This window comes from Chryseobacterium sp. KCF3-3, from assembly GCF_045865955.1.
In the GTDB taxonomy this organism is placed as follows: Bacteria; Bacteroidota; Bacteroidia; order Flavobacteriales; family Weeksellaceae; genus Chryseobacterium.
In genome coordinates this window covers 494,292-515,391 of the sequence record NZ_AP035792.1, presented here as the reverse complement: position 1 = coordinate 515,391, position 21,100 = coordinate 494,292, and the positions used below count along the sequence as shown (strand labels likewise).

Genomic DNA, 21,100 nt, shown 5'->3' with positions numbered 1-21,100 from the left:
AGAGATGTAATAAAAGAACATTACGGCTTGTCTTATTAAAAACGATATAATTCATGAAGAAGATAGTTCTAGCCGTGATCATGCTGTTGCCCACTGTAGTATTGGCTCAAAGTATAGCAGGAAAGATCATTCAAACCGGAAATACCGCTGCTTACGTTGAGGTGATCGCAGTAAAAGATCAGAAGAAGCACACTGCTATTTCAGATGAAAAAGGAAATTACTCACTGAAAGTTTCAGAAAATGGAAATTATACTATTACACTTATACAGGATGGTATTGAAATATCCAATAAAAATATGGCCATCAACGGCGATGTAAAACAGGATTTTTTTATTGAAAAAAAGAAAGAAAAACAAATTGAAGGAGTAACGCTCACTGCCAGAAAAAAACTGATTGAGAGAAAAGCAGACAGACTTGTGTTTAATGTTTCCAATTCTGTAGCCTCACAGGGAATGGATGGAGCGGATGCTCTTGCCACAACACCATTGGTAAAAGTAGATGATAATACAGGAGTTTCCATTGTTGGAAAAAGTGGAGTGGCAGTAATGATCAATGACAGGATTCTGAATTTATCTGATGCAGAACTTGTTACCTACCTGAAAAGTCTCAGATCCGAAAATATAGAAAAAATTGAAGTTATTACCTCACCACCTGCTAAATATGAAGCGCAGGGAAATAGTGGACTGATCAATATTGTTTTAAAGAAAAATCAGAATCTGGGATGGAGTGGAAGTCTGACTTCCAGCCTTCAGCAGCAGACGTATACCGGGAATTCCAACAGTGTAACGGTCAACTATCAGAATGAAAAACTGCGTTCCTCGTTAAAGCTGAGACAAAATAAAAATGAAAAACATTCCTATGAAAACTATTGGATAGAAGGAGCAGACGGTCTTAAAAGTAATGATAACAGAAGAGATTTTGGAGACGGGCTTGGAGCTAATTTAAGTCTGGATTATCAAGTGAGTAAGAAGTCCAATATCGGGTTTATTTATGATTTCGGATTCGGACATTCCAATATGGATATCAGGAATACTTCAAACTATTTCCAGAATGGAATTTATACCAATACACTTCTCACCGATGCAGAACATAGAGCTACAGGAAGACAACACACAGCCAGTGCTTATTATGATCTGAAATTCGGGCAACAGGATAATAAGCTGAGTATCACAGGAAATTATTTTTCCAATACTCCGGAAACAACGATTGATTTTACTACTACAGAGAGCTCGGGAGACAGGTTTGTAGTAAAATCACCCTCTATGGTAGATTATAAAATTTATTCCGGGCAGGCAGATCTTACTTTGCCTTATCAGTTTGCAAAGACAGAAGCTGGGGTTAAATTCACGAATTTTGATAATAATTCCAGTATATTTTATCAGAACCTGACAAATGGAGAATATATTACAGATCCTCTGAAAAGCAATGAATTTGAGTATAATGAGAAAAATTATGCAGCGTATATCAGTTTTGAAAAAGCATTCAATGAAAAATGGTCGGCAAAAGCAGGTTTACGTTACGAATATTCGGTGGTCAACGGAAATTCTTTAACTTCCGGACAGCAGACCGAAAATTCTTATGGGAAATTTTTTCCTACAGCTTATATCACTTACAAAAGCAATGAAAATAATACTTTCAATCTGAGTTATTCCAAAAGAATCAACCGACCGGGATTCCGGGCGATCAATCCCTACCGCTGGTATATCAATATCAATTCTTATTTTACCGGAAATCCTTTCCTGAAGCCATCTATCAATCATAATTTTGAACTTTCCTACGTGTATAAAGGAAAATTATCGGCGTCAGCTTATTTTCAGAGAACTGTGGAAGCATTTAGTCAGTTGGCAACTCTGAAAGGAGAAAACAGAGTAAGTACTTTCGAAAATTATTACAACCAGAACAGTATGGGAGTTTCGCTTAATTACTCTGATACTTTTTTCAAAAAATGGGAAGCCAATTACTCGGCCAATTATTCTTATATGAATACGGATGTTTTTGCAACCGATGCTCTTGCCAGAAAAGGAAATAGTTATGATTTCGATTTTCAGAATAATATATCACTCAACCCAAGTAAAACAGTGCAGCTGATTCTGAATTACTGGTTCCGTCTGCCTTCCAATTCCGGAAATTCTTATATGAAGTTTGCAGGAAATCTTACCTCAGGGGTGAAACTGAATCTGATGGAAAAGAGCCTTCAGCTGAATATATTTGTTTCAGATATCTTAAAGCAAGGTAAAAGTCTGGGAGAAATCTATTATACTACAGGAACACATTCTTATAATAATTACTACGATGCCCGAAGACTTACTGTATCAGCAACCTATACTTTTGGAAATAAAAAAGTAAAAGGAACAGACCGTAATGTGAAATTTGATGAAAAAAACAGAGCCAATTAATACTCTGGATTTAAATTGTTTTTTGATGCATGTCATTCTGAATGAAACGGAGTGGAATGAAGAATCTCTTTCTTCGTCAGAAACCGGAAATTCAGCATGGGCAATGACAATACAGAAAATTTCTACACTTCTCCCTCAAAGAAATCATTGAGATATACCTCCTTGTCCTTTTCTTCTCTTCCGGAACCGAGAAATTTTTTCCAGGACTGAGATTCATGATAGACAATGCCCATTTCCCAGACACAGTAAGTCGGAAGATGGGTTTTGTTTCTGTCCCAAATTTCGAATTTTCCTGAACCATCATAATACACGCTTTCCCACAGTTCGTTTTCACTTCGCCATGTACAGACGAGCAGAAGATAATTTTCTCCGCAACGGTGCATGATGACGAATCCCAGATCATCAATGTTTTTAAAGTTTTCCTCAGCATTTTCAATACACAATTGTGCATTATCAATATCCTGCTGGGAAACTTCTGAAGGATCAATGGCGAGGTCATACCATTTGAATTTTGTTTTTCCAACGGTAAAGATTCCTTTTGGCTGTGAGTATTTGGAAGGATAGGAAGTCGTTTTCATATCAATTGCTTTCGGGGATTGGTTGTGGTATCAGAATGAAAAAAAAGAAATAAGAAATTTTTAACGATCTGATTTATCACCTGATATTATAGATTTTATTGATTCTAAATTACCGAAAAAATCCGTAAATTTGTAAACAATTTATATTTATATGTTGACGAAAGAAAAGGTTCAGGAATTCCTTAAAGAAATAGAAGTAGATGATTTGGTGAATAATCTTCAGATTATGGGTAACGATGTTTATATTGACATGACTGCTCATTCGCCTGCAATGCACGAAAAGAAAAAACTGGAGGCTGCTATGAAACAGGCTTTTGCCAGTGAGTTTGGAGAAGACATTCATTTAAAACTTAAAATCGTTTCTCCGGAGCCTAGTGAAATTCAGCAAAGTCAGATCAAAGGAAAACAAATTCCGGGAATTCAAAATATTATCGCTATTGCTTCCGGTAAAGGAGGAGTAGGAAAATCTACCGTTTCTGCAAATATGGCAGTAACGTTAGCAAAGATGGGCTTTAAAGTAGGATTATTGGATGCTGATATCTATGGTCCTTCAGTTCCTACCATGTTTGATACAGAAGGGCAAAAACCAATTTCTGTGGAAGTGAATGGTAAGAATCTTATGAAACCTATCGAGAACTATGGTGTAAAAATGCTTTCAATAGGATACTTCTCAGGAGCTAATCAGGCTGTAGTGTGGAGAGGTCCTATGGCTTCAAAAGCTTTGAACCAGATGATCAGAGATGCTGCATGGGGAGAACTGGATTTCTTATTAATTGACCTTCCTCCGGGAACAGGTGATATTCACTTATCTATTATCCAGGAAGTACCGGTAACGGGTGCAGTCATTGTAAGTACACCTCAGCATGTTGCATTGGCAGATGTAAGAAAAGGGATTGCAATGTTCCAGATGGAAAGTATTAACATTCCGGTTCTTGGATTGATTGAAAATATGGCGTATTTTACACCGGAAGAACTTCCTGACAATAAATATTATATCTTTGGAAACCAGGGAGCGCAATATTTAGCTGAAGATCTTGGAATTCCTGTATTGGGAGAAATTCCTTTGATCCAAAGCATCAGAGAGGCAGGAGATGTTGGAAGACCAGCTGCGCTTCAGGAAGGATCTAAAATTGCAGATATCTACACAGAAACTGCCAGAAAAATGGTGGAAAGCTTAGTGGAAAGAAATAAAAGTCTTCCTCCTACTGAAGCTGTGAAGATCTCTACAATGGCAGGATGTTCGCCAAAAGCAAAATAATAATAATTTCAATAAAATTTGAAAAAACCGAATTGAACTGAAAAAATATGGAAACAAACATAACGCACGAAGATACAGTAACAAGAGTAATGGAAGCTCTGGAAAGCATCAGACCGTTTTTGAATAAAGACGGAGGTGATATTGAGCTTATTGATGTGAAAGATAATCAGGTGTTTGTGAAACTTTTAGGTAACTGTTCCGGATGTTCATTGAATTTTTCAACCTTAAAATTAGGGGTTGAAAATACAATCAAACAACATGCTCCGGAAATCGAAAAGGTAATCAACGTAGAGTAAAATTATATCTGAGATATTTTTAAAAGACAGGCTTTTTTAAGGCCTGTCTTTTTTTGTTTACCATAAATGAGAGAATATCAAAATCCAATAAACCTCACAGGTTTTCAAAATCTGTGAGGTTTCTGATCATAAAAAGATCTATCAGAACATGATCATTATGAATGCTGTGCTAAGAACCTTTTATAATTTTCCTCATTTTCAAAATAAGCCACTTCACCTTCATCACTGATCATGACAATATAAGCATCTGCTTTATCTATTGTTTTTCCGGTAAATGGATCTATGGCTTCTCTTGCCGTCTTATCCTTTGGAATTCTTTCTACACACATTTCGCAGCAGCCGTAGTAGATTTTGCCATCATGAGGAACTTCTATTTGTTTTTTACCCATGTAAGCGTTATTGACCATGCATACCGTTTCATTGGGAACTCTGTCCCCTTTTGCAAACTTTCCGGAAGCTGCAGGTTTCATTTGCTCTGCCATGGTTGGTTTTTCCATAACGATTTTTTTAGACTTTTCCTGGGTGCATGCAGACAAAGCCGCTGCACTGAAGATAATAATGAATGTGTTTCTGATGAATATTGTTATCATTGTAATATTATTTAATTATACTTCCTTCTAAAATTTCCTCATTTCCTTTCTTAATAATGGAATCTCCTTCCGACAGCTCACCGAAGACTTCAATCGTTTCATTGAAGATTCTTCCTTTTTTTACGGGAATAAACCTGGCTTTTCCATTTTCTTTTTTAATGATATAAATACCCATATTGCTTTCCACTAAAGCGGATCTTGGAATAAAAAATGTAGGTTCATTATTCTGTAAAGGAATCATGGATTCTGCGATCATGAAAGGCTTTAATTCTTTGGAGTGATTGATAAAATCAGCCTCTATTTTCTCCGAACGCAGCTTTAGATCTAAAGAACCGGACTTTCTGGATATTCTGGCTTTAAAACTTTTCTCGGGAAGAGCATTGATCCTGAATGAAATAGTATCTCCAATATTCATATAAGGAACATTAGCCTCAGGAATCGATAAGCTGAGACGGAGGTTGGTGGTATTCTGTATAACCATCAGTGGTGTTCCACCCATAGGTCCTACATAAGCACCGAGATCTACATTTCTCTCTGTAATCACTCCACTGAAAGGCGCACGGATCACCAGATAGCGGTTGATATCCTGAATCTCATGATAAGCAGATTTTGCTGCATTGAGCTGTGCCTGGTCAGAAAGTTTTCTGGCAGTGATCTGATCCAGGGCATCTTTAGCTATGGCGCCTTTGGTTTCGTTGGCTCTGTAGGTTCTGTCATAGTTGGATTTTGTAGCAGCATATATTGCTTCCTGTGCCTGCCATTTTGCTTTTGCATTGGCTGCCTGGGACTGTATTTCAGGAGCTTCAAGAATCATTAGAACTTGTCCGGCACTTACATAAGAACCTATATCCACATTGATTTTCTTAACATAACTCTGAACCTTGGCAAATAATGCAGTTTCCTGATCCGGAATCAGTTCACCCGGAAGTTTCAGATCCACTTTGGGATTGCTTTTTTTAATGATTACAGTTTCCATACTGTTCATCATCATAGGTTTCATTTCCTGTTTAGGAGTTTCTTTTTCCTGATTGCAGGAAATCTGAATAGCAAGAAGACTTACAATAGCGGCTGTATATAATATATTTTTCATTGAATGTAAAAATTAAGGGTTGGGATTAGAATAATGAATACTTTCCTCATCTTCAGGATCTAACGAAGGAGAAATAATGCTGGCTTTGTTTTGCATCCATCCAAAAACAAGAGGAAGAATGACCAGAACAGAAAATGTGGAGAAAACAAGTCCTCCGATTACTGCCCTGCCGAGAGGGGAAACCTGATCTCCACCTTCCCCAAAACCTATTGCCATAGGAAGCATTCCGACAGCCATGGCCAAGGTAGTCATAATGATAGGACGGATACGCAGCCTTGCAGCTTCAATACCTGCTTCTGCAGCATTTCCAGTAGATTTTCTGATGGTTTCTGCATTACTGATCAATAGAACAGCATTAGCAATTGAAACTCCTACAGACATGATTAATCCCATATACGACTGAAGATTTAAAGTAGAACCCGTAATTTTTAGCAGCGTTAAAGATCCTACAATCACAAACGGAATTGTGGTTAAAATAACCATTGAAACTCTGAAGGACTGGAAAGTTGCAGCCAGCATGAGAAAAATAACAGCTGCAGCAATAAGCAATCCTGATGAAAGACTGTTCATCGTTTCATCCAATACAGGAGACATTCCGGAAACTTCAATATTAATTCCTTTTGGAAGTTCACCCAATGACTCAATTGCTTTTTTTACATCTTTAGAAGCCTGTTCAAGATCAGTTTTATGGATATTGGCAGTTACGGTAGTGTAGCCCATTGTTCCAAGGTTATAACTTTCTCCCAATTCTTTTGTAGGGGTAATGGTGGCAACATCTCCTAAAACAGGTCTGTCAGAATTTTTAGACAAAGGAAGACTTGCTAGTTCTTCTTTGCTGTTCAGAATATTTTGAGGAGTCTGTACCTGTACATCGTAGGCAATTCCCATCATTCCTCCTACCCAGAAATTTTTGTTAGTGTAGCGGGTAGAAGCAGTAGCGGTTACCAGTGATTTGGCAATATCCTGGGCATCCAGTCCCAATTGGGCGGCCCTTGTTCTGTCTATATTAATCTGTAGGGCAGGATAGCTCATCGATTGAGGAATCTGTTGATCACGCATATATTCAATTTCTTTCAGCTTGGTTAAAAGCTTTTCTGCATACATACGGTTCATTTTTTTCATCATCCCCGAAACTCTTATTTCTACCGGATTATTTGTTCCCTGGCTTAGAATTTTCTCAGTGAGTTCGATAGGTTCAAAAGAGATCTGAAGATCCGGCATCTTTTCTTTATAATACTTTCGCAGTTCCTCTTTAAGTTCGTCAGAATTACCATTAAATTTTTTTAAAGCAACCTGCATCAAAGCTTCATGAGGACCTGCATTGTACAGATAAATAGGACTCACCGCGAATGTAGAAGGGTGTTGTCCGATAAACACTGATGAAATAGCAATATTATCTTTCCCTACTTTTTCTTTCAGATGTTCCAGAAATTTTTTGACTTTTATTTCGGTAACTTCAATTCGTGTTCCTTCTGCCGCTTTTATACGAACCTGAAACTGTCGTGAATTAACCGCAGGTAGAACATCTTTTCCCGTGATCTGATAAAGTCCTGAACCAATACATAAAACGGATGCGAGACTCAGGCTGACAATTATTTTTCTACGTTGCATCAATGAAGATAAAAATCCGGTGAAACGGTCACGGAAGCTGGTAAACCAATTGGGTTTATGGTTTTCACAGGTTTTAGGATCATGTTTCATCATCCAGTTGGCCATTACCGGAACAAAAGTCTGTGAGAGGATAAAAGAAACAATCATAGAAAAACCGATGGCCATAGCCAGAGGCATAAATAACGATCCCGGAATACCGCTCATCATAAAGGCTGGTGCAAATACTGCCAGAATACAAAGCATAATCAGAAGTTTAGGGAATGCGATCTCCTGACAGGCATCCCATATCGCCTGTGCCCGTGTTTTACCCATAGCAAAATGCTGATGGATGTTTTCAATAGTCACCGTACTTTCATCTACCAGAATTCCAATGGCCAGAGCAAGTCCTGATAAAGACATAATATTAATAGACTGTCCGAATAATTTCAGAAATAATACCCCTGAAATAATAGAAATAGGAATGGTCATAATAACAATCAAAGCTGCCCGGCGATCGTTCAGGAAAAGCATCACCATAAGTCCGGTAAGTAAAGCCCCAAGAATTCCTTCAACAGCCAAGCTTTTTAAAGCATTTGAAATATAAACCGATTGGTCAAATTCATAGGAAATCTGTACATCATCCGGCATGTTTCGCTGGATTTTCGGTAATGATTTTTTCAGCTTATTAACGACTTCCAGAGTGGAGGCGTTACTGGCCTTGGCAATATTAATATAAACAGACCGCTTGCCGTCTATCAGTGCATATCCGGTTGCAATATCTGCTCCGTCTTTTACTGTTGCTACATCCCGGATATAGACATTATCCGCTGTTCCTTTGAAAAGAGGAATATCTCCGAGTTCTTCTACTTTTTTTACTGTATTGTTGGTAGGAGTAAGATAGTTGGTTTCTCCGATATATACGTTTCCTGAAGGTGAGGTAATATTATTTCGGCTTATAGCTTCCACTACCTGTTCCGGAGACATATGATGAGCACGGAGTTTAACAGGATCTACATTGATTTCTATCGTACGCGGGCTTCCTCCAAACGGTGGAGCAGTGGTAAGCCCCGGAATAGCGATCAGGAAAGGACGCGCATTGAAATTGGCAATATCCTGAAGCTCATTATTGGTTTTTGAACTACTTCTGAAAACCAGTTGTCCTACGGGTTGTGAAGAAGAATCAAAACGGATAATAAACGGAGGAGGAGCTCCGGGAGGTAAAAATACCTGTGAGCGGGTAGAAAGTGCATTGATTTGTGCAATGGCTTCTCCCATATTGGTTCCTTCGTAGAAATTCACTTTCATCAGGGTCAGTCCCTGAGTATTTTTAGATTCAATACTTTTAATACCATTGGTAAACAAAAGCATATTCACATACATTTTCGTAAAATAGCCTTCCATCTGCTGAGGAGTATATCCATTGAAAGAATGGGCAACATATACTACAGGAAGATTCATTTCGGGAAGAATATCTACTTTGACATCTTTGGCTGCTTTGATTCCGAAAAACAACAACCCCAATACCAATACCATTACAGATATCGGTCTGCGCAATGCAAACTTTATAAGATTCATGTTTAAATTTTTGGTTAGTGGGTAATGGCTTTGGTAATCATTGAAATATCTCCTTTGGAAGCAGCAATGAGTACGACTGCCTGCCAGGAGTTATTTTGTGCAATCTCATAATTGATTTCTGCACGGTTCAGCAGATAGAGTGCCTGAGTGAAATCTACAATGGTTGTCAACCCATTTTCATACAACGCTTTCTGTTGATTAAAAGCTTCGGTGGCTGCATCCATCTGGATTTTAGACTCAGAGACTTTTGTCAATGCATTTTTATACTTCAGCTCAGAAAAACTCTGTTGATTATAAAGTTCCTGCTGCAGTTGCTGGTAATCAAAATCCAATGCTTTTGTCATGAGTTTCTGCTCATTGACTTTGGATTGGCTTCTATAAAAATCGGTAAGATTCCAGCTGAGATTAAAGCCTACAATATAATTCATCCTGTCTACTCCAATTCCTTTTGTATAAGATTGTGAAAAAGCAGAATTGTCCTGAACATAATTCCATCCAAAACCGGATCCACGTCCCTGAAATACTCCGAAAAGAGAAAGAGAAGGAAGTCCTGTTGTATGTAAATATGCTTCCTGCAGTTTACTCTTGTTAATTTTCTCTGTTATAAAAAGAGTATTGGGATGATTTTCAAAAGATGAGGTTTCTGTACTTAAAGAAGGTTGGTTTTTACTGAAATAATGATCCAGTTGATATTCTGTAAAATTTTCGACCAAAAGATCAGATAGATTTTTATTGTATTCCAGGACATGATCATTGGCATTAATGATGGCAGTCTGCGCACTGGACATTTCTGCTTTTGCCAGGGAAGCATCTACTTCAGGGATTAAGCCACTTTCTGCTCTTGCTTTGGCAATGGTGTAGATGACTTCGGAACGTTTGTGATTTTCATGCTGTACATTTTCAAGCCGCTGGCTTACCAGAAGATTGAAATAAGCGGCGGCTGTTTTGATCTGATGCTGAAAAATCTCCTGATTCAGATCAGCCTTTTGAATTTCTACATCAGCTGATTCTACATTTTCTTTGGTTTTAAGTTTTCCGAAAGTGTAGACATTCCAGTTGACGTTAGCAAGATATAAACTTCCAAACGCTGCATTCCAGTTTTGTTCTGCCAGCGGCATAGAAGTAGAGGCTACTCCAAGTCCGCCCTGACTGTACATCGGACCGTTTTGTGCATTAATGGTTCCGAAATTTTGCTGAGCCATCACGGTAACTTCCGGAAGATAATACGTCTTTTGAAGCTGAAGCCTTTCCTGTGAAGCTTTGATATTGATTTCCTTTTTTTTAATGGACTGGTAATTTTTTTCCGCCCTTAGTAATACCTCTTCTAAACCCGTAATTTGGGCAAAGGATAGGGCAGGGCAGCCCAGCCCAGCCATAAGATGAGTGCTATGAATGATAAATTCATAGAATATATTTAGAATTAAAAATTGAAAAATAATTGTCCCGATCGGGATCATTGTATGATTCAATCTATTCTAAATTCTATAAACGCAATGAAGAATGAAAAGGGAAGGGTAATTGAGATGGTATTTTGAAGGATCAAAATAGAAGGTATGGTTTTCAGGGTCAAGAATGGTTGCCTGCTCAAAGACCGTTCCTAAATTGTAATACGGAATGGAAGCTGATAAAAACTTGACCGGAGAATTTTTATAAGAATGCGGAAGATTGTCTTCTTTGCAGATTTTTTTAACTTCCAGTTTACAGCATCCGTTGTGGTTTTTTTGTTTATTGGTCTTACATTTCGGGCAATCAAGATCAGACAGTTTTTTGAGTCCTACATGAATCTCACTGGAATTTTCTTTACACACGTGTCTGCTGGTCGTAAACCCTGAGGAAACTACGATGTATAGGAGGATAAACAGTATGTGAAAGATTTTTTTCATTTCGCGGGATAAAATTAAAATGAATATCATCCGCAGTGTTATATAATTATGGAGGAAGTTTATATTTTAAAGGAAAATTTAAATTTTTATGAAATTAGTTCAATAATACTTTAACATTGTAATCCTTAAAAACTTTCAATATTTCTGTGAATTTAGTTTTCAATAATTTTTTACTCCTTTCATGATTAAGCCAATTTAGCTCTGAGATAGACTTTACCCCGAAATCTCCACGGAGACAATCATCCAAAGAGTATATATTACGTCCGAAATATCCTGAAATACCATGTATTTCCTCACCCAATGTACAGAAAAAGCCATCTAAGCTGTGAAATTCGTTTCCATCAATCTGAATCTGAATGTTTTCTCTGGTTATTTCAGGTTTACAAGAATGTAAAGCATACACAAGCCATCCCTGAAGCTCGTCTTTTCTAAAACTTTTCCAGATATTTTTTTCAATCATTTCATTATTGAGTTTCATATCCATGGTTTTTTGATATCCTTTAGGGCTGGTCCATGCAAAACCAGTTAGAATGATGTTTTTTTTGGATTTGCTTATTTTTATATTACTGATAAAAGTACCTGATATAATGTTATTTTCCCGATCAAGGTTGTAAATGAAACCATTATTCTGATAAATTTTAGTGGCATTTTTTATAGCAGAAATAAGGCCGGGAATGTTATGAACATGTACCAGCCTTATTTTTTTATAAGTAATAGGATTAGATCCTTCAATATTTTTTACCTGATCTATTAATGTAATGATTTCAGGATCATCTCCTGTATCTAATGCAAATCCAAACATGCAATTAGTCTTTTTAAAATATTTTTATTGTTTTACAACTTTATTTCCTACTCCCGTAATAGAAACATCAGGTTTTCCGGATTTTGTTCCGGAAGTTCGGTAGTAGACTATATTATCACCACCTTCCATTGAGATTTTGTCTACTTTATCAACGTATACTTTATTACCAGTTCCTGAGACCTCAATCTTTTTTGCACTTCCTTTGATCGTTAATGTATTATCACCACCTTCTACCTCAACAGTTCCTCCATTGAGAGCATAGTTGAGCGTATGGCCTACGCCTTCTACGTGTACCATCTTATTTCCTTCTGTTTTTTCTACTCCTTTTGCAGATTCTGTTTTTCTGGATTGTGAGAAAGCGGTCCCTGTTCCTAATAACAGGATCGTAAGAATTCCTGCAGCTTTAATATTTTTCATTGTGAATTTGGTTTTGTTCAGGGTAAATATAGATATAAAATGCTTTTTCCAAGAATTTTAAAAGTTAAATCATCTTAATTTTCCCGGTAACAAAAAAGCCCCGGAAAATCCGAAGCCTTTTCAATCAACTAAATATTATATTTTATCTTACAATGACTCTTTTGATCTGTCCTTCCGACGTTTTTACAAGATAAACTCCTGTAGAAAGATTAGCAGTGCTTATGGTTAAAGCATTCTTTTCTTTCCCGATCAATTTTCCGGACATATCGTACAATTCATAATCCTGTTTTCTGTTGAAATAAAGAGTATTTCCTTTGTTGACAGGATTTGGGAATATAGTAAAGGTGGCCTGTTCAGTTTTTACTTCACCTGTTCCAAGCGTTGCAGGCGTTGCTACTTCATATATGGATAAAGTTCCGCTGATCTCATTGGCGATAATCACATACCCTTTATTGGTTGTTGTGTTTTCAGGAGCGATGTAAATAATTCCTTCAGGACCATTATCACCTCCGTATGCTGAAGTAGAACGGGAATGTTTATAATCTGTAAACGTAGGGTTGTTGGGATCTGTGATATTGTAAGCCATGACACCACCAGTTCTTTCTAAGGTAATGAAAGCATATGTCTGCCCATTGATCTTTCCTAATGCTACTCCTTCTGGCTCAGGTCCTTTGGCACGGCTTCTGTTTTTAGCACCGTTGGATTCATTATCCGCATTGAAAATTAATGGATGATTAGCGGCAATATATCGTTCAAACTGATCTCCGCTATCGTATACAATCTGTTTAGTATCAGCATTGAAGATAGAGAATGAACGGGCTCCTAAAGCTGCCATTTCTTCAAATTCCGTATCTCCATCTGTATTTCCTGTGGCAGATGAAACCCTGAATCTTCCAAGATTATAAGAAGCCTTTAAAATATTGGCATTCGGGAACAATACAGGATCTAAAATATAAGTGTTTGCTCCCACAGTCGTTCTTTCGCTAAATCCTGAAAGATCTTTTTCGTCACCTTCATTAGCAGTTACAATATAGTTGGTGTTTCCTACTTTGTAATTTTGTACTGCATCCGGAACGTAATAGGCTTTTACCGGCCAGTTGGCGATTAGAACCTCTCCATTATTGTCTGAAGCATCAAATCCGTTGCCCGGAAGGCTCATGTCTTTTTTGCCCAACCCCCAGATTCCTGTGATGGTTTTGGTAGCCAGGTTAATCTCTGCAATCGCATTGTTTTCCTGAAGCGTTACCCATGCTTTCTGACTGTCGGCACTGATGGTCACATATTCCGGTTCCAGATCCTGAGAAAGGGTATTGTTTGTTCTTACTTTTCTTAAACCGGTTGCCGTTAATGCTGCTACCTGAGAATCAAAACTGTTGAAATTAAGAGTCGTTACATTACTTTGGGTAAGATTTCCGATACCTCCGGAAATATCTATAATACTGATGGTTCCTTCAGTATCGATAGTGTAAGCATCATTAGGTTCGCCTTCATTGGCAGTCACTACTTTCGTTCCATCAGGAGAGAATGTTACCATGTCTGGTAAAGCTCCTACTGTTACCTGTTTCAGGAAATTTCCGTTGATATCAAAAAATACTACAGATCCATTTTGCTGAGGATCAGTATTGGGAGATGCAGCTGCAATGATTCCGTTTTTCACAGCGATACTTGTGATACCACCATAAGGAGCCATATTCACTGTTTTTATGACAGAAGGTATTGAAGGATTACTAAAATCAATAATATCAAAAACATCCGTAATCGAACTGATTGTAAATAAACGTTGTGTTGACGGATCATGAACTACAATTTCCGTAGAACTGTTATTATTTCCTGAAGGATCAAAACTTAGGAGATAATTCAGCTGGATCTGATTGGAAGGAACCGGAGCTGGTTTATCATTATCTACAATATAAACCGTTGCAGAATTGTCTCCTGAAATAGTTGCTCCAACAGGATTTTCAAGACTTACCACAAAATATTCTGCCTGCTGTTCTGCCACTGTGTCATCAATAATCGGAATATTGACGGTGTAACTCGTTGTAGATGGAGTAATATTAATAGTTTGATTGGCTAAAGTAAAATCATTACTGTCAGCTGTACTGAATGGTGCTGGCTTTACAACCAGATTCACAGTAGATGTTGATGGATTGGTGATATTGATTTTAAATGCAAGATTTCCGGCATTTTCATTGACTTTGATGAAATTCTTTTCTAAAGAAATTGCTGTTCCGGTAGTGGAAAAAGTACTGGAGGTAACAGCAGTAACTCCATTATCACTGAAATCTTCAACCATATTGGGTTTAAGGGCCAGATAATAGGTCTGTCCCGGCACAAGTCCGGAAGTTGGGATTACAGTGATGCTATTGTTAGTGAAAGTCGTAGTGAAAGGAACTTGTGTACCTGTAGCATTTCCCAGACGGAGATCTATAAGATTCTGTGCATTAGAATTATTGATCGCAGAATTATCTGTTAATCTTACATTTTCATTGAAAGATAATGTTGGATTTACAGTCGTTGAAGCGTTATTGGTATTATTGGCAGGCAGATAAGTGACTGTTGGTGGAGTAGTATCAACATTTCCTGCAGGAGTGGCGTCTACCGTAAAGTTATCAAAACGGTTATTTCCTCCTGTTCCGCCTCCCGTTGCAGAAAATTCTACTTTTAATTTAAAGTTAGGATTGTTATTGGCTCCCTGTATAGCTGAAAAATCTAATGTAACCAGTTGCGGATCGGCATCCTGAGGATTCACAGTCTGGAACTGCATAAAAGTAGTTCCATCGGTGGAATAAGACCATGTCTGTGTTCCTGCTCCCTGACCGGATCTTCTGGTGGTGAATTTAACAATGATATTATTATACCCTGTTGTAGGAAGGTTAAACTGTAAAGCTCCCCCAATCGGATTATTGAATCTTAAATGGGTTCCGGAACCATCTCCGTTTCTTGCATTTAAATTTTGCAGACTAAAATTCTGTCCGGTACCTCCGGCAAAATCAATAACACTTGTTCCTCCGGCTATCGCGGCAAGAGAACCGTTCACCATCGTAGAAGAAGGTGTAGTAACTGTGGCTGCAGAAGTATTATCGTTAAAATTCCAGTAATGAATCAGTGTCTGTCCGAAAAGTCCGCTCTGAAAAAAGAATGCGGCAATCACAGACCCTTTTAATAGGTAGTTGTTGATCATTTTTTGCTTCAATTAAATAAATACAAAAATGAACTTTATGTTTCGCAACTATTTTAATGGAATTTTAAGAAATGTTTAAAAAATAGGGTTATTTCCGATAAGAAGTAAAATTATATCCGAATGAGAAACTTTAGAATGAAATTATTTTCCTGATTTTCCGGAAAAATTTAAAATCGTTCCTGATTTATTTCCCTCCAAAGGATGTTTCTGCATATAAAAATATCCTGAAACAGCAGTCACAAGCAAGAGTACAAAAATAACCAGAACAATTCTTTTTAACATGTCTCTCATAGCGCTAAATTTTTAATGTCTCTAATTTCTAAGGTAGATGTAGGGTATCCTTTTTGTGTCACATTGATCATTGCTCTACCCACTTCGTGTAAAGTTAATGATTTTGACTGAAAAAAAACAGGAAAAATCCAAATAAAAGGTTTAAAAAACCATTTTACATTGATTTGACCTTCAACGGGTTTCATAAATCCGGGACGGAAATTATAAGCTCCTCTAAAACCCATTCTTTTCAAATCATTTTCTGTTCTGCCTTTTACCCGTGCCCACATTAATTTTCCGCTTTCCGTACTGTCTGTACTTGCCCCGGATACGTAGTTGAACACCATTTCAGGATTTTGGTTCAAAACAGCTTTCGCAAAATGAAGAGTGGTATCGTAAGTGATTTTGGTGTATTCTTCTTCCTTCATGCCAACACTGCTGATTCCAGCACAGAAAAAACAGGCATCATACCCCTTCAGTTTTTCATCATGAAGATCTATTGAAAGGAAGTCAGAGACAAGGTATTCTTTCAGCTTGGGATGTGTTTTTCCAGATGGTTTTCGGCTTATACTCAGGATTTCAGAGACATTTGGATTTTCAAGACATTCCATTAAAACACCTTCGCCTACCATTCCTGTAGCTCCTGTAAGAATTATTTTGATTGGGTTCATTGCTTTGCTATTGATATGGGTAAGACGGATGAGGATGAGGTTTTACTTTAAAATTAGGATTTTTTTTTAATTAAAAGTAAAAAGTAAAAAGTAAAAAGTAAAAAGTAAAAAGTAAAAAGTAAAAAGTAAAAAGTAAAAAGTAAAAAGATGTTGTCTTAAATGTCTGGATTCAATAATTCAGTAGGGGTGGGTTATGATTCTTAGCGGGGTCGAAGAAAGCCCAGCCAGCTTAAAAAATGAGCCAACTCGCTATTGGTTTTAACCAAAACTTAATGCAAGAGATTGCTTCGTCGCTTTGCTCCTCGCAATGACATTGCGGAAATGGATGACAAAATAAAAAGCCAGCTCAAAATGGCCGGCTTTCAATCGTATTGTTTGTTGTTATTTTTTATGTTGAAGCTGGCTATAAATATTATGAATCAATCCGTCTGCCACGGAAATTTTTGGAACAAAAATCCTGTTAATATCAGACCATGACATCACATTGTTGAAAATACCGAGAGCATATACCAGTACATCGGCACGGTCTTCTCGCAGGTTGTAGTTGGTCATTCTTTCTTCTACGGAAAGCTCATTGAATTCTTTGTACACCTTTTTCAGATGAGACAAAGACATAGGTTTCCCATCTTTGGTTTTGCTCATAGAGAATACTTTGTTGATGTTTCCTCCTGACCCGATGGCAACAATGGGTTTTTTGCTGACAATATTTTTTTTGATCTCATCCTTCATTTCTTTCCAGTTGTCCATCGTCACAAGATTATTGAGAAGACGGATGGTTCCGATATTGAAAGATTTTTCATAGACCATTTTACCATTTTCGTAAAAGGTAAGCTCTGTAGAACCTCCACCAACGTCAATATATAGATAGGCAAATTCTTTGTCAAGACCTTCTGCTACGTGGTTCTCATAAATCAGAGTAGCTTCTTCATCACCGGAAATAATTTCAATATTGATTCCTGATGTATCTTTTACCAGATTGATGATATCATTACCGTTGGCAGCATCACGCATAGCACTGGTAGCACAGGCTCTGTAATGATCTACTTTGTATATTTTCATCAGGTCACTGAAGATTTTCATGGAATCAATAACCATTTTTTCTCTTTCCGGACCTATTTTTCCGATGGTGAAAACATCCATTCCCAGTCTCAGAGGAATTCTGAGAAGGTTGAGCTTGATGAATTCAGGCTTTCTGTTATTAATCTTTACTTCATTGATAAGAAGGCGGGCTGCATTACTCCCTATGTCTATCGCTGCTATCTTCATTTTTTGTTTGTTTTAGCTTTTAAATATTTATAGGTTTCTATTTGTGATCGGCATTCGTTTTTATCATTTCTTACGTATTCATTGCTCAGCTTTTTGTCTAAAATCCTTGCCTTTACATTATCTTTAAGTTGGATGTCCAGAATATCTTTTAATTCCTTCTTAAGGTTCTTATCAGTAATTTTAGCGGCTGCTTCAATTCTGTAATCCAGGTTTCTGGTCATCCAGTCTGCGGAAGAAATGTACATATCTTCAGCCCCTTTATTGTAAAAATACATAACTCTGGCATGTTCCAGGTATTCATCTACAATGCTGATGGCTTTTATTTTTTCTTTGAATTCCTTTTGATTGACGGCACAATAGATTCCTCTTACGATCATTCTGGTCACCACTCCGGCTTTGGCAGCTTCATATATTTTTTCAATCAAAGCTCGATCACTCATTGAGTTGACTTTAACAATGATTTCTGCTCTTCTTCCTGCCTTGGCTTCTTCGATTTCTTTATCGATATGGTGAACAATCTTTTCACGCATAAACTGAGGGCAAACTAATAAATTTTTACAAGTTTTCAAAATAGGAATAAAGTCATCTTTTGGTTTTTTTAAAACATTGAAGACTTTATTGATATCCGCCATGATACCACGGTCCGCAGTCAGCAGCAGGTGATCACCATATATTCTGGCCGTTTTTTCATTGAAATTCCCGGTACTTACAAAGCCATACTGAATAGTTTTATTGTGTGCTCTCTTTTTGATGACACAAAGTTTGGCGTGTACTTTTTTGTTAGGAATTCCTACAAGAACAGTAATTCCTTCAGGCTCCAGCATGTCTTTCCATTCAAGATTGGATTCTTCATCAAATCTTGCCTGAAGCTCAAGCATTACAGTCACTTCTTTACCATTTCTGGCCGCATAGATCAGGGCATTAATGATTTTTGAACTGCTTGCCAGACGGTATGCTGTAATCTGTATTGATTTTACATCCGGATCCATAGCGGCTTCACGAAGAAGATCAATCACCGGATTGTATTTATGGTAAGGGAAGGTAAGAAGGACATCTTCTTTTAAAATAACATCAGTTACTCTTTCTCCATGCTCAAACGCCTGATGCGTAAAAGAAGTTCTTTCTACAGGTCTTTCATACTTTTCAAAAACATCAGGGAAATCCATGAAATGTTTGAAATTATGAATTTTTCCTCCGGGAATGATGCTGTCTTTTTTCGTTAAGTTTAGTTTTCTGATAAGGAGTTCCAACAGAGCTTTATCCATATCTTTATCAAAAACAAAACGGGTAGGCTTCCCTTTTCTTCTGTTTTTAAGTCCTTTTTCTATTTTTTCTGCAAAGTTGGTTCTGATATCATTATCCAGATCCAGTTCGGCATCTTTTGTTACTTTAAAAGCATTGGCTGCAAATTCATCATACCCGAAATAAGAGAAAATGTGCGGAAGGTTAAAGGTAATCACATCTTCCAGTAACATGACATTTTTTTCTTCGGGATCTTCAGTTGGCAGCAATACGAATCTTCCCACAAAACGGGAAGGAATTTCAATAATGGCATAATTGCTGGAATACTGCCAGTCCTTTTTTCTCATGGCCACTCCCAAATAAAGACTTTTGTCTCTCAGGTAAGGCATAGGTGTATTTTCATGAAGAAGAATCGGAATCACATTGGATTCTACCACTTCATCGAAATATTGTCTGACAAATTCTTTTTGTTTTGCAGTCAGGTTTTTGGCATTTTTAATGAAAACTTTATGATCAGCCATTTCGGTCTGGATTTTTTTCCAGGTTTTATCGAAATTCAGCTGTTGTCTCATGACAATCTCATTGATTCGCTGAAGGATTTTGGTAGGAGGTTGGTAGAAAGATTCAGCAATCACTTTTTCCTTAAAATCCATGGCACGCTTTAATCCGGCAACACGTACTCTGAAAAATTCATCTAAATTGTTGGAGAAAATTCCAAGGAAACGTATTCTTAAATGTAAGGGAACTTTTTCATCCATAGCTTCCTGCAAAACTCTTTCATTAAAGGCAAGCCATGTGATATCTCGTGGATTAAAGTGTAATGACATTCTAAATGTGTATATTTTATCAAAAATAATCATTCGTAAAGACTCTTCCTCTATTTCTTAGGTTAAACTTTGATTAATTTTGGCTTGTCTGAGTTGTATATTCTTTTAATGCATAGCAAGTTTGTTTATTGATCATTGATCGGCAATATTTTTTTTATTTCTTCGATTTTTTTATACATTTTGTTGAAAAATATATTTCTAGCTTTGTTATTTGAAGAAAGTAACTCAGAGTTTTTCAGAATTAGTTCGAGGCTTTTTTCGTAATTATTACAGACCCTTTCATCCAAAGTATAATAATAGCTTAGGATATTATATGGCAAAAAAAGCATTTTTTGATCCAAAAATTTTATAAAAACGGTATTATTCATAATCAAAAGGTCATTTTGATACAATTTGAAATACACATGTTTTCCATCTTTCCTCTCATTTACAGCTTCATTTTCTATCTGTTTCAGAACTTTTATCACTTCAACACATATCTTCAACACACTTTGGGTGCTAATCATTTCCAATTGGTGAAAATAAATAAGCTGTTCAAGCATGGCATAAATAGTAACATTACTCCATATTTCTGTAGAGCTTACATCATGGTATACTTGAGAGAGTAAAAGTCCTTTCTGTTTAATCTTTTCAGGTACTTCAAATTCTTCAAAACTTATTCTTTTTGAAAAGAATTCAGCATCCATCAGCTTCAGCCATGTGTAGATTTTGAATTTTCGCAAATTTTCAAACTTCATTAAATAAAAAAGAGGAATATCTTTTGCCGCATACACAAACTCAACATGTTTAGCATTTTTTACCTTCTGTAAATTATAAATAGAAGATTCAAAATATTTTTCCAAATCATCTATATTATAAATATCATGTACTTTGCTAACTACAGCATTATTAAGATTGGAGTCATGTATTGAATCTAAAGAAATACCGAAATGGGAAGCAAGGGAAATACCTTCATTAAGTGTGATGTGGCTTTTTCCACTGATTCTTCTGTAGGCTGTATCATTTGAGAGTGCTAATTTATCAATCATAATGTCAACCAACTCCTTTTTTCCTCCAGATTCTTTTAATAACAGGTCAAAAAGATTTTTTTGATAATTTTTCATGGATCATTGTGCTTTATTAGCAAATATATCTAAAAAAGGGTAATGGTATATTGTTTTTTAGATAA

The 21,100-nt window shown here is 36.8% G+C and carries 17 protein-coding genes; 3 read left to right on the top strand and 14 right to left on the bottom strand.

What is annotated here, in order from left to right; all coding sequences use genetic code 11:
• The first annotated feature begins 53 nt into the window (after positions 1-53).
• Positions 54-2,396: a TonB-dependent receptor domain-containing protein gene (locus tag ACKTTZ_RS02355; RefSeq protein ID WP_407847172.1), complete on the top strand. Its 2,343-nt coding sequence runs from the start codon at positions 54-56 to the stop codon at positions 2,394-2,396.
• A gap of 122 nt (positions 2,397-2,518) precedes the next feature.
• Here the strand turns inward: ACKTTZ_RS02355 and ACKTTZ_RS02350 are convergent, their stop codons facing one another.
• Complete coding sequence (locus ACKTTZ_RS02350) at positions 2,519-2,974, bottom strand: hypothetical protein (RefSeq protein WP_253317250.1); 456 nt, start codon at positions 2,972-2,974, stop codon at positions 2,519-2,521.
• A 151-nt stretch (positions 2,975-3,125) separates the two neighbouring features.
• Here ACKTTZ_RS02350 and ACKTTZ_RS02345 point away from each other — a divergent pair, with 151 nt between their 5' ends.
• Entirely contained in the window at positions 3,126-4,232 is a 1,107-nt protein-coding gene (locus tag ACKTTZ_RS02345; RefSeq protein ID WP_034699248.1) for an Mrp/NBP35 family ATP-binding protein, read from the top strand.
• A gap of 47 nt (positions 4,233-4,279) precedes the next feature.
• A complete protein-coding gene (locus ACKTTZ_RS02340) occupies positions 4,280-4,528 on the top strand; it encodes a NifU family protein (RefSeq protein ID WP_002977212.1) in 249 nt (82 codons plus the stop codon).
• A gap of 155 nt (positions 4,529-4,683) precedes the next feature.
• Here ACKTTZ_RS02340 and ACKTTZ_RS02335 read toward each other — a convergent pair whose 3' ends face one another.
• From ACKTTZ_RS02335 to ACKTTZ_RS02275, 13 genes are all read right to left on the bottom strand, one after another.
• On the bottom strand, positions 4,684-5,118 hold the full coding sequence (locus tag ACKTTZ_RS02335; protein WP_407847169.1) for a hypothetical protein: 435 nt from the start codon (positions 5,116-5,118) through the stop codon (positions 4,684-4,686).
• Positions 5,119-5,125: 7 nt separating this feature from the next.
• Positions 5,126-6,208, bottom strand: a complete 1,083-nt coding sequence (locus ACKTTZ_RS02330) for an efflux RND transporter periplasmic adaptor subunit (RefSeq protein WP_407847167.1) — start codon at positions 6,206-6,208, stop codon at positions 5,126-5,128.
• A 12-nt stretch (positions 6,209-6,220) separates the two neighbouring features.
• On the bottom strand, positions 6,221-9,373 hold the full coding sequence (locus ACKTTZ_RS02325; RefSeq protein WP_407847165.1) for an efflux RND transporter permease subunit: 3,153 nt from the start codon (positions 9,371-9,373) through the stop codon (positions 6,221-6,223).
• 14 nt (positions 9,374-9,387) lie between these two features.
• Positions 9,388-10,749 carry a TolC family protein gene (locus tag ACKTTZ_RS02320; protein ID WP_407847163.1) on the bottom strand — a complete coding sequence of 454 codons (1,362 nt, stop codon included), beginning with the start codon at positions 10,747-10,749 and terminating at the stop codon, positions 9,388-9,390.
• Between the two features lie 99 nt (positions 10,750-10,848).
• Complete coding sequence (locus tag ACKTTZ_RS02315; RefSeq protein WP_034699259.1) at positions 10,849-11,256, bottom strand: HYC_CC_PP family protein; 408 nt, start codon at positions 11,254-11,256, stop codon at positions 10,849-10,851.
• Between the two features lie 94 nt (positions 11,257-11,350).
• On the bottom strand, positions 11,351-12,058 hold the full coding sequence (locus ACKTTZ_RS02310) for a barstar family protein (RefSeq protein ID WP_407847161.1): 708 nt from the start codon (positions 12,056-12,058) through the stop codon (positions 11,351-11,353).
• 24 nt (positions 12,059-12,082) lie between these two features.
• Positions 12,083-12,475 carry a DUF3060 domain-containing protein gene (locus tag ACKTTZ_RS02305; RefSeq protein WP_407847159.1) on the bottom strand — a complete coding sequence of 131 codons (393 nt, stop codon included), beginning with the start codon at positions 12,473-12,475 and terminating at the stop codon, positions 12,083-12,085.
• A 142-nt stretch (positions 12,476-12,617) separates the two neighbouring features.
• A complete protein-coding gene (locus ACKTTZ_RS02300) occupies positions 12,618-15,656 on the bottom strand; it encodes a choice-of-anchor I family protein (RefSeq protein WP_407847157.1) in 3,039 nt (1,012 codons plus the stop codon).
• Between the two features lie 141 nt (positions 15,657-15,797).
• The gene (locus ACKTTZ_RS02295) at positions 15,798-15,947 is read right to left on the bottom strand and encodes a hypothetical protein (RefSeq protein ID WP_156106575.1); all 150 of its coding nucleotides are present in this window, start codon (positions 15,945-15,947) and stop codon (positions 15,798-15,800) included.
• The gene (locus tag ACKTTZ_RS02290; RefSeq protein WP_407847155.1) at positions 15,944-16,597 is read right to left on the bottom strand and encodes an NAD-dependent epimerase/dehydratase family protein; all 654 of its coding nucleotides are present in this window, start codon (positions 16,595-16,597) and stop codon (positions 15,944-15,946) included. The genes ACKTTZ_RS02295 and ACKTTZ_RS02290 overlap by 4 nt, the downstream gene beginning before the upstream one ends.
• A gap of 381 nt (positions 16,598-16,978) precedes the next feature.
• On the bottom strand, positions 16,979-17,863 hold the full coding sequence (locus tag ACKTTZ_RS02285) for an exopolyphosphatase (RefSeq protein ID WP_034699268.1): 885 nt from the start codon (positions 17,861-17,863) through the stop codon (positions 16,979-16,981).
• Complete coding sequence (gene ppk1, locus ACKTTZ_RS02280; RefSeq protein WP_407847153.1) at positions 17,860-19,932, bottom strand: polyphosphate kinase 1; 2,073 nt, start codon at positions 19,930-19,932, stop codon at positions 17,860-17,862. Before ppk1 ends, ACKTTZ_RS02285 begins: the two co-directional genes overlap by 4 nt.
• Positions 19,933-20,057: 125 nt before the next feature.
• Positions 20,058-21,035, bottom strand: a complete 978-nt coding sequence (locus ACKTTZ_RS02275) for a hypothetical protein (protein ID WP_253317244.1) — start codon at positions 21,033-21,035, stop codon at positions 20,058-20,060.
• Between the last annotated feature and the right edge of the window lie 65 nt (positions 21,036-21,100).

What these genes read in the sequence shown, in the direction of transcription:
- ACKTTZ_RS02355 (WP_407847172.1), top strand. Translation starts at nt 54, where the DNA reads ATGAAGAAGATAGTTCTAGCCGTGATCATGCTGTTGCCCACTGTAGTA.
- ACKTTZ_RS02350 (WP_253317250.1), bottom strand. Translation starts at nt 2,974, where the DNA reads ATGAAAACGACTTCCTATCCTTCCAAATACTCACAGCCAAAAGGAATC.
- ACKTTZ_RS02345 (WP_034699248.1), top strand. Translation starts at nt 3,126, where the DNA reads ATGTTGACGAAAGAAAAGGTTCAGGAATTCCTTAAAGAAATAGAAGTA.
- ACKTTZ_RS02340 (WP_002977212.1), top strand. Translation starts at nt 4,280, where the DNA reads ATGGAAACAAACATAACGCACGAAGATACAGTAACAAGAGTAATGGAA.
- ACKTTZ_RS02335 (WP_407847169.1), bottom strand. Translation starts at nt 5,118, where the DNA reads ATGATAACAATATTCATCAGAAACACATTCATTATTATCTTCAGTGCA.
- ACKTTZ_RS02330 (WP_407847167.1), bottom strand. Translation starts at nt 6,208, where the DNA reads ATGAAAAATATATTATATACAGCCGCTATTGTAAGTCTTCTTGCTATT.
- ACKTTZ_RS02325 (WP_407847165.1), bottom strand. Translation starts at nt 9,373, where the DNA reads ATGAATCTTATAAAGTTTGCATTGCGCAGACCGATATCTGTAATGGTA.
- ACKTTZ_RS02320 (WP_407847163.1), bottom strand. Translation starts at nt 10,749, where the DNA reads ATGGCTGGGCTGGGCTGCCCTGCCCTATCCTTTGCCCAAATTACGGGT.
- ACKTTZ_RS02315 (WP_034699259.1), bottom strand. Translation starts at nt 11,256, where the DNA reads ATGAAAAAAATCTTTCACATACTGTTTATCCTCCTATACATCGTAGTT.
- ACKTTZ_RS02310 (WP_407847161.1), bottom strand. Translation starts at nt 12,058, where the DNA reads ATGTTTGGATTTGCATTAGATACAGGAGATGATCCTGAAATCATTACA.
- ACKTTZ_RS02305 (WP_407847159.1), bottom strand. Translation starts at nt 12,475, where the DNA reads ATGAAAAATATTAAAGCTGCAGGAATTCTTACGATCCTGTTATTAGGA.
- ACKTTZ_RS02300 (WP_407847157.1), bottom strand. Translation starts at nt 15,656, where the DNA reads ATGATCAACAACTACCTATTAAAAGGGTCTGTGATTGCCGCATTCTTT.
- ACKTTZ_RS02295 (WP_156106575.1), bottom strand. Translation starts at nt 15,947, where the DNA reads ATGAGAGACATGTTAAAAAGAATTGTTCTGGTTATTTTTGTACTCTTG.
- ACKTTZ_RS02290 (WP_407847155.1), bottom strand. Translation starts at nt 16,597, where the DNA reads ATGAACCCAATCAAAATAATTCTTACAGGAGCTACAGGAATGGTAGGC.
- ACKTTZ_RS02285 (WP_034699268.1), bottom strand. Translation starts at nt 17,863, where the DNA reads ATGAAGATAGCAGCGATAGACATAGGGAGTAATGCAGCCCGCCTTCTT.
- ppk1 (WP_407847153.1), bottom strand. Translation starts at nt 19,932, where the DNA reads ATGTCATTACACTTTAATCCACGAGATATCACATGGCTTGCCTTTAAT.
- ACKTTZ_RS02275 (WP_253317244.1), bottom strand. Translation starts at nt 21,035, where the DNA reads ATGAAAAATTATCAAAAAAATCTTTTTGACCTGTTATTAAAAGAATCT.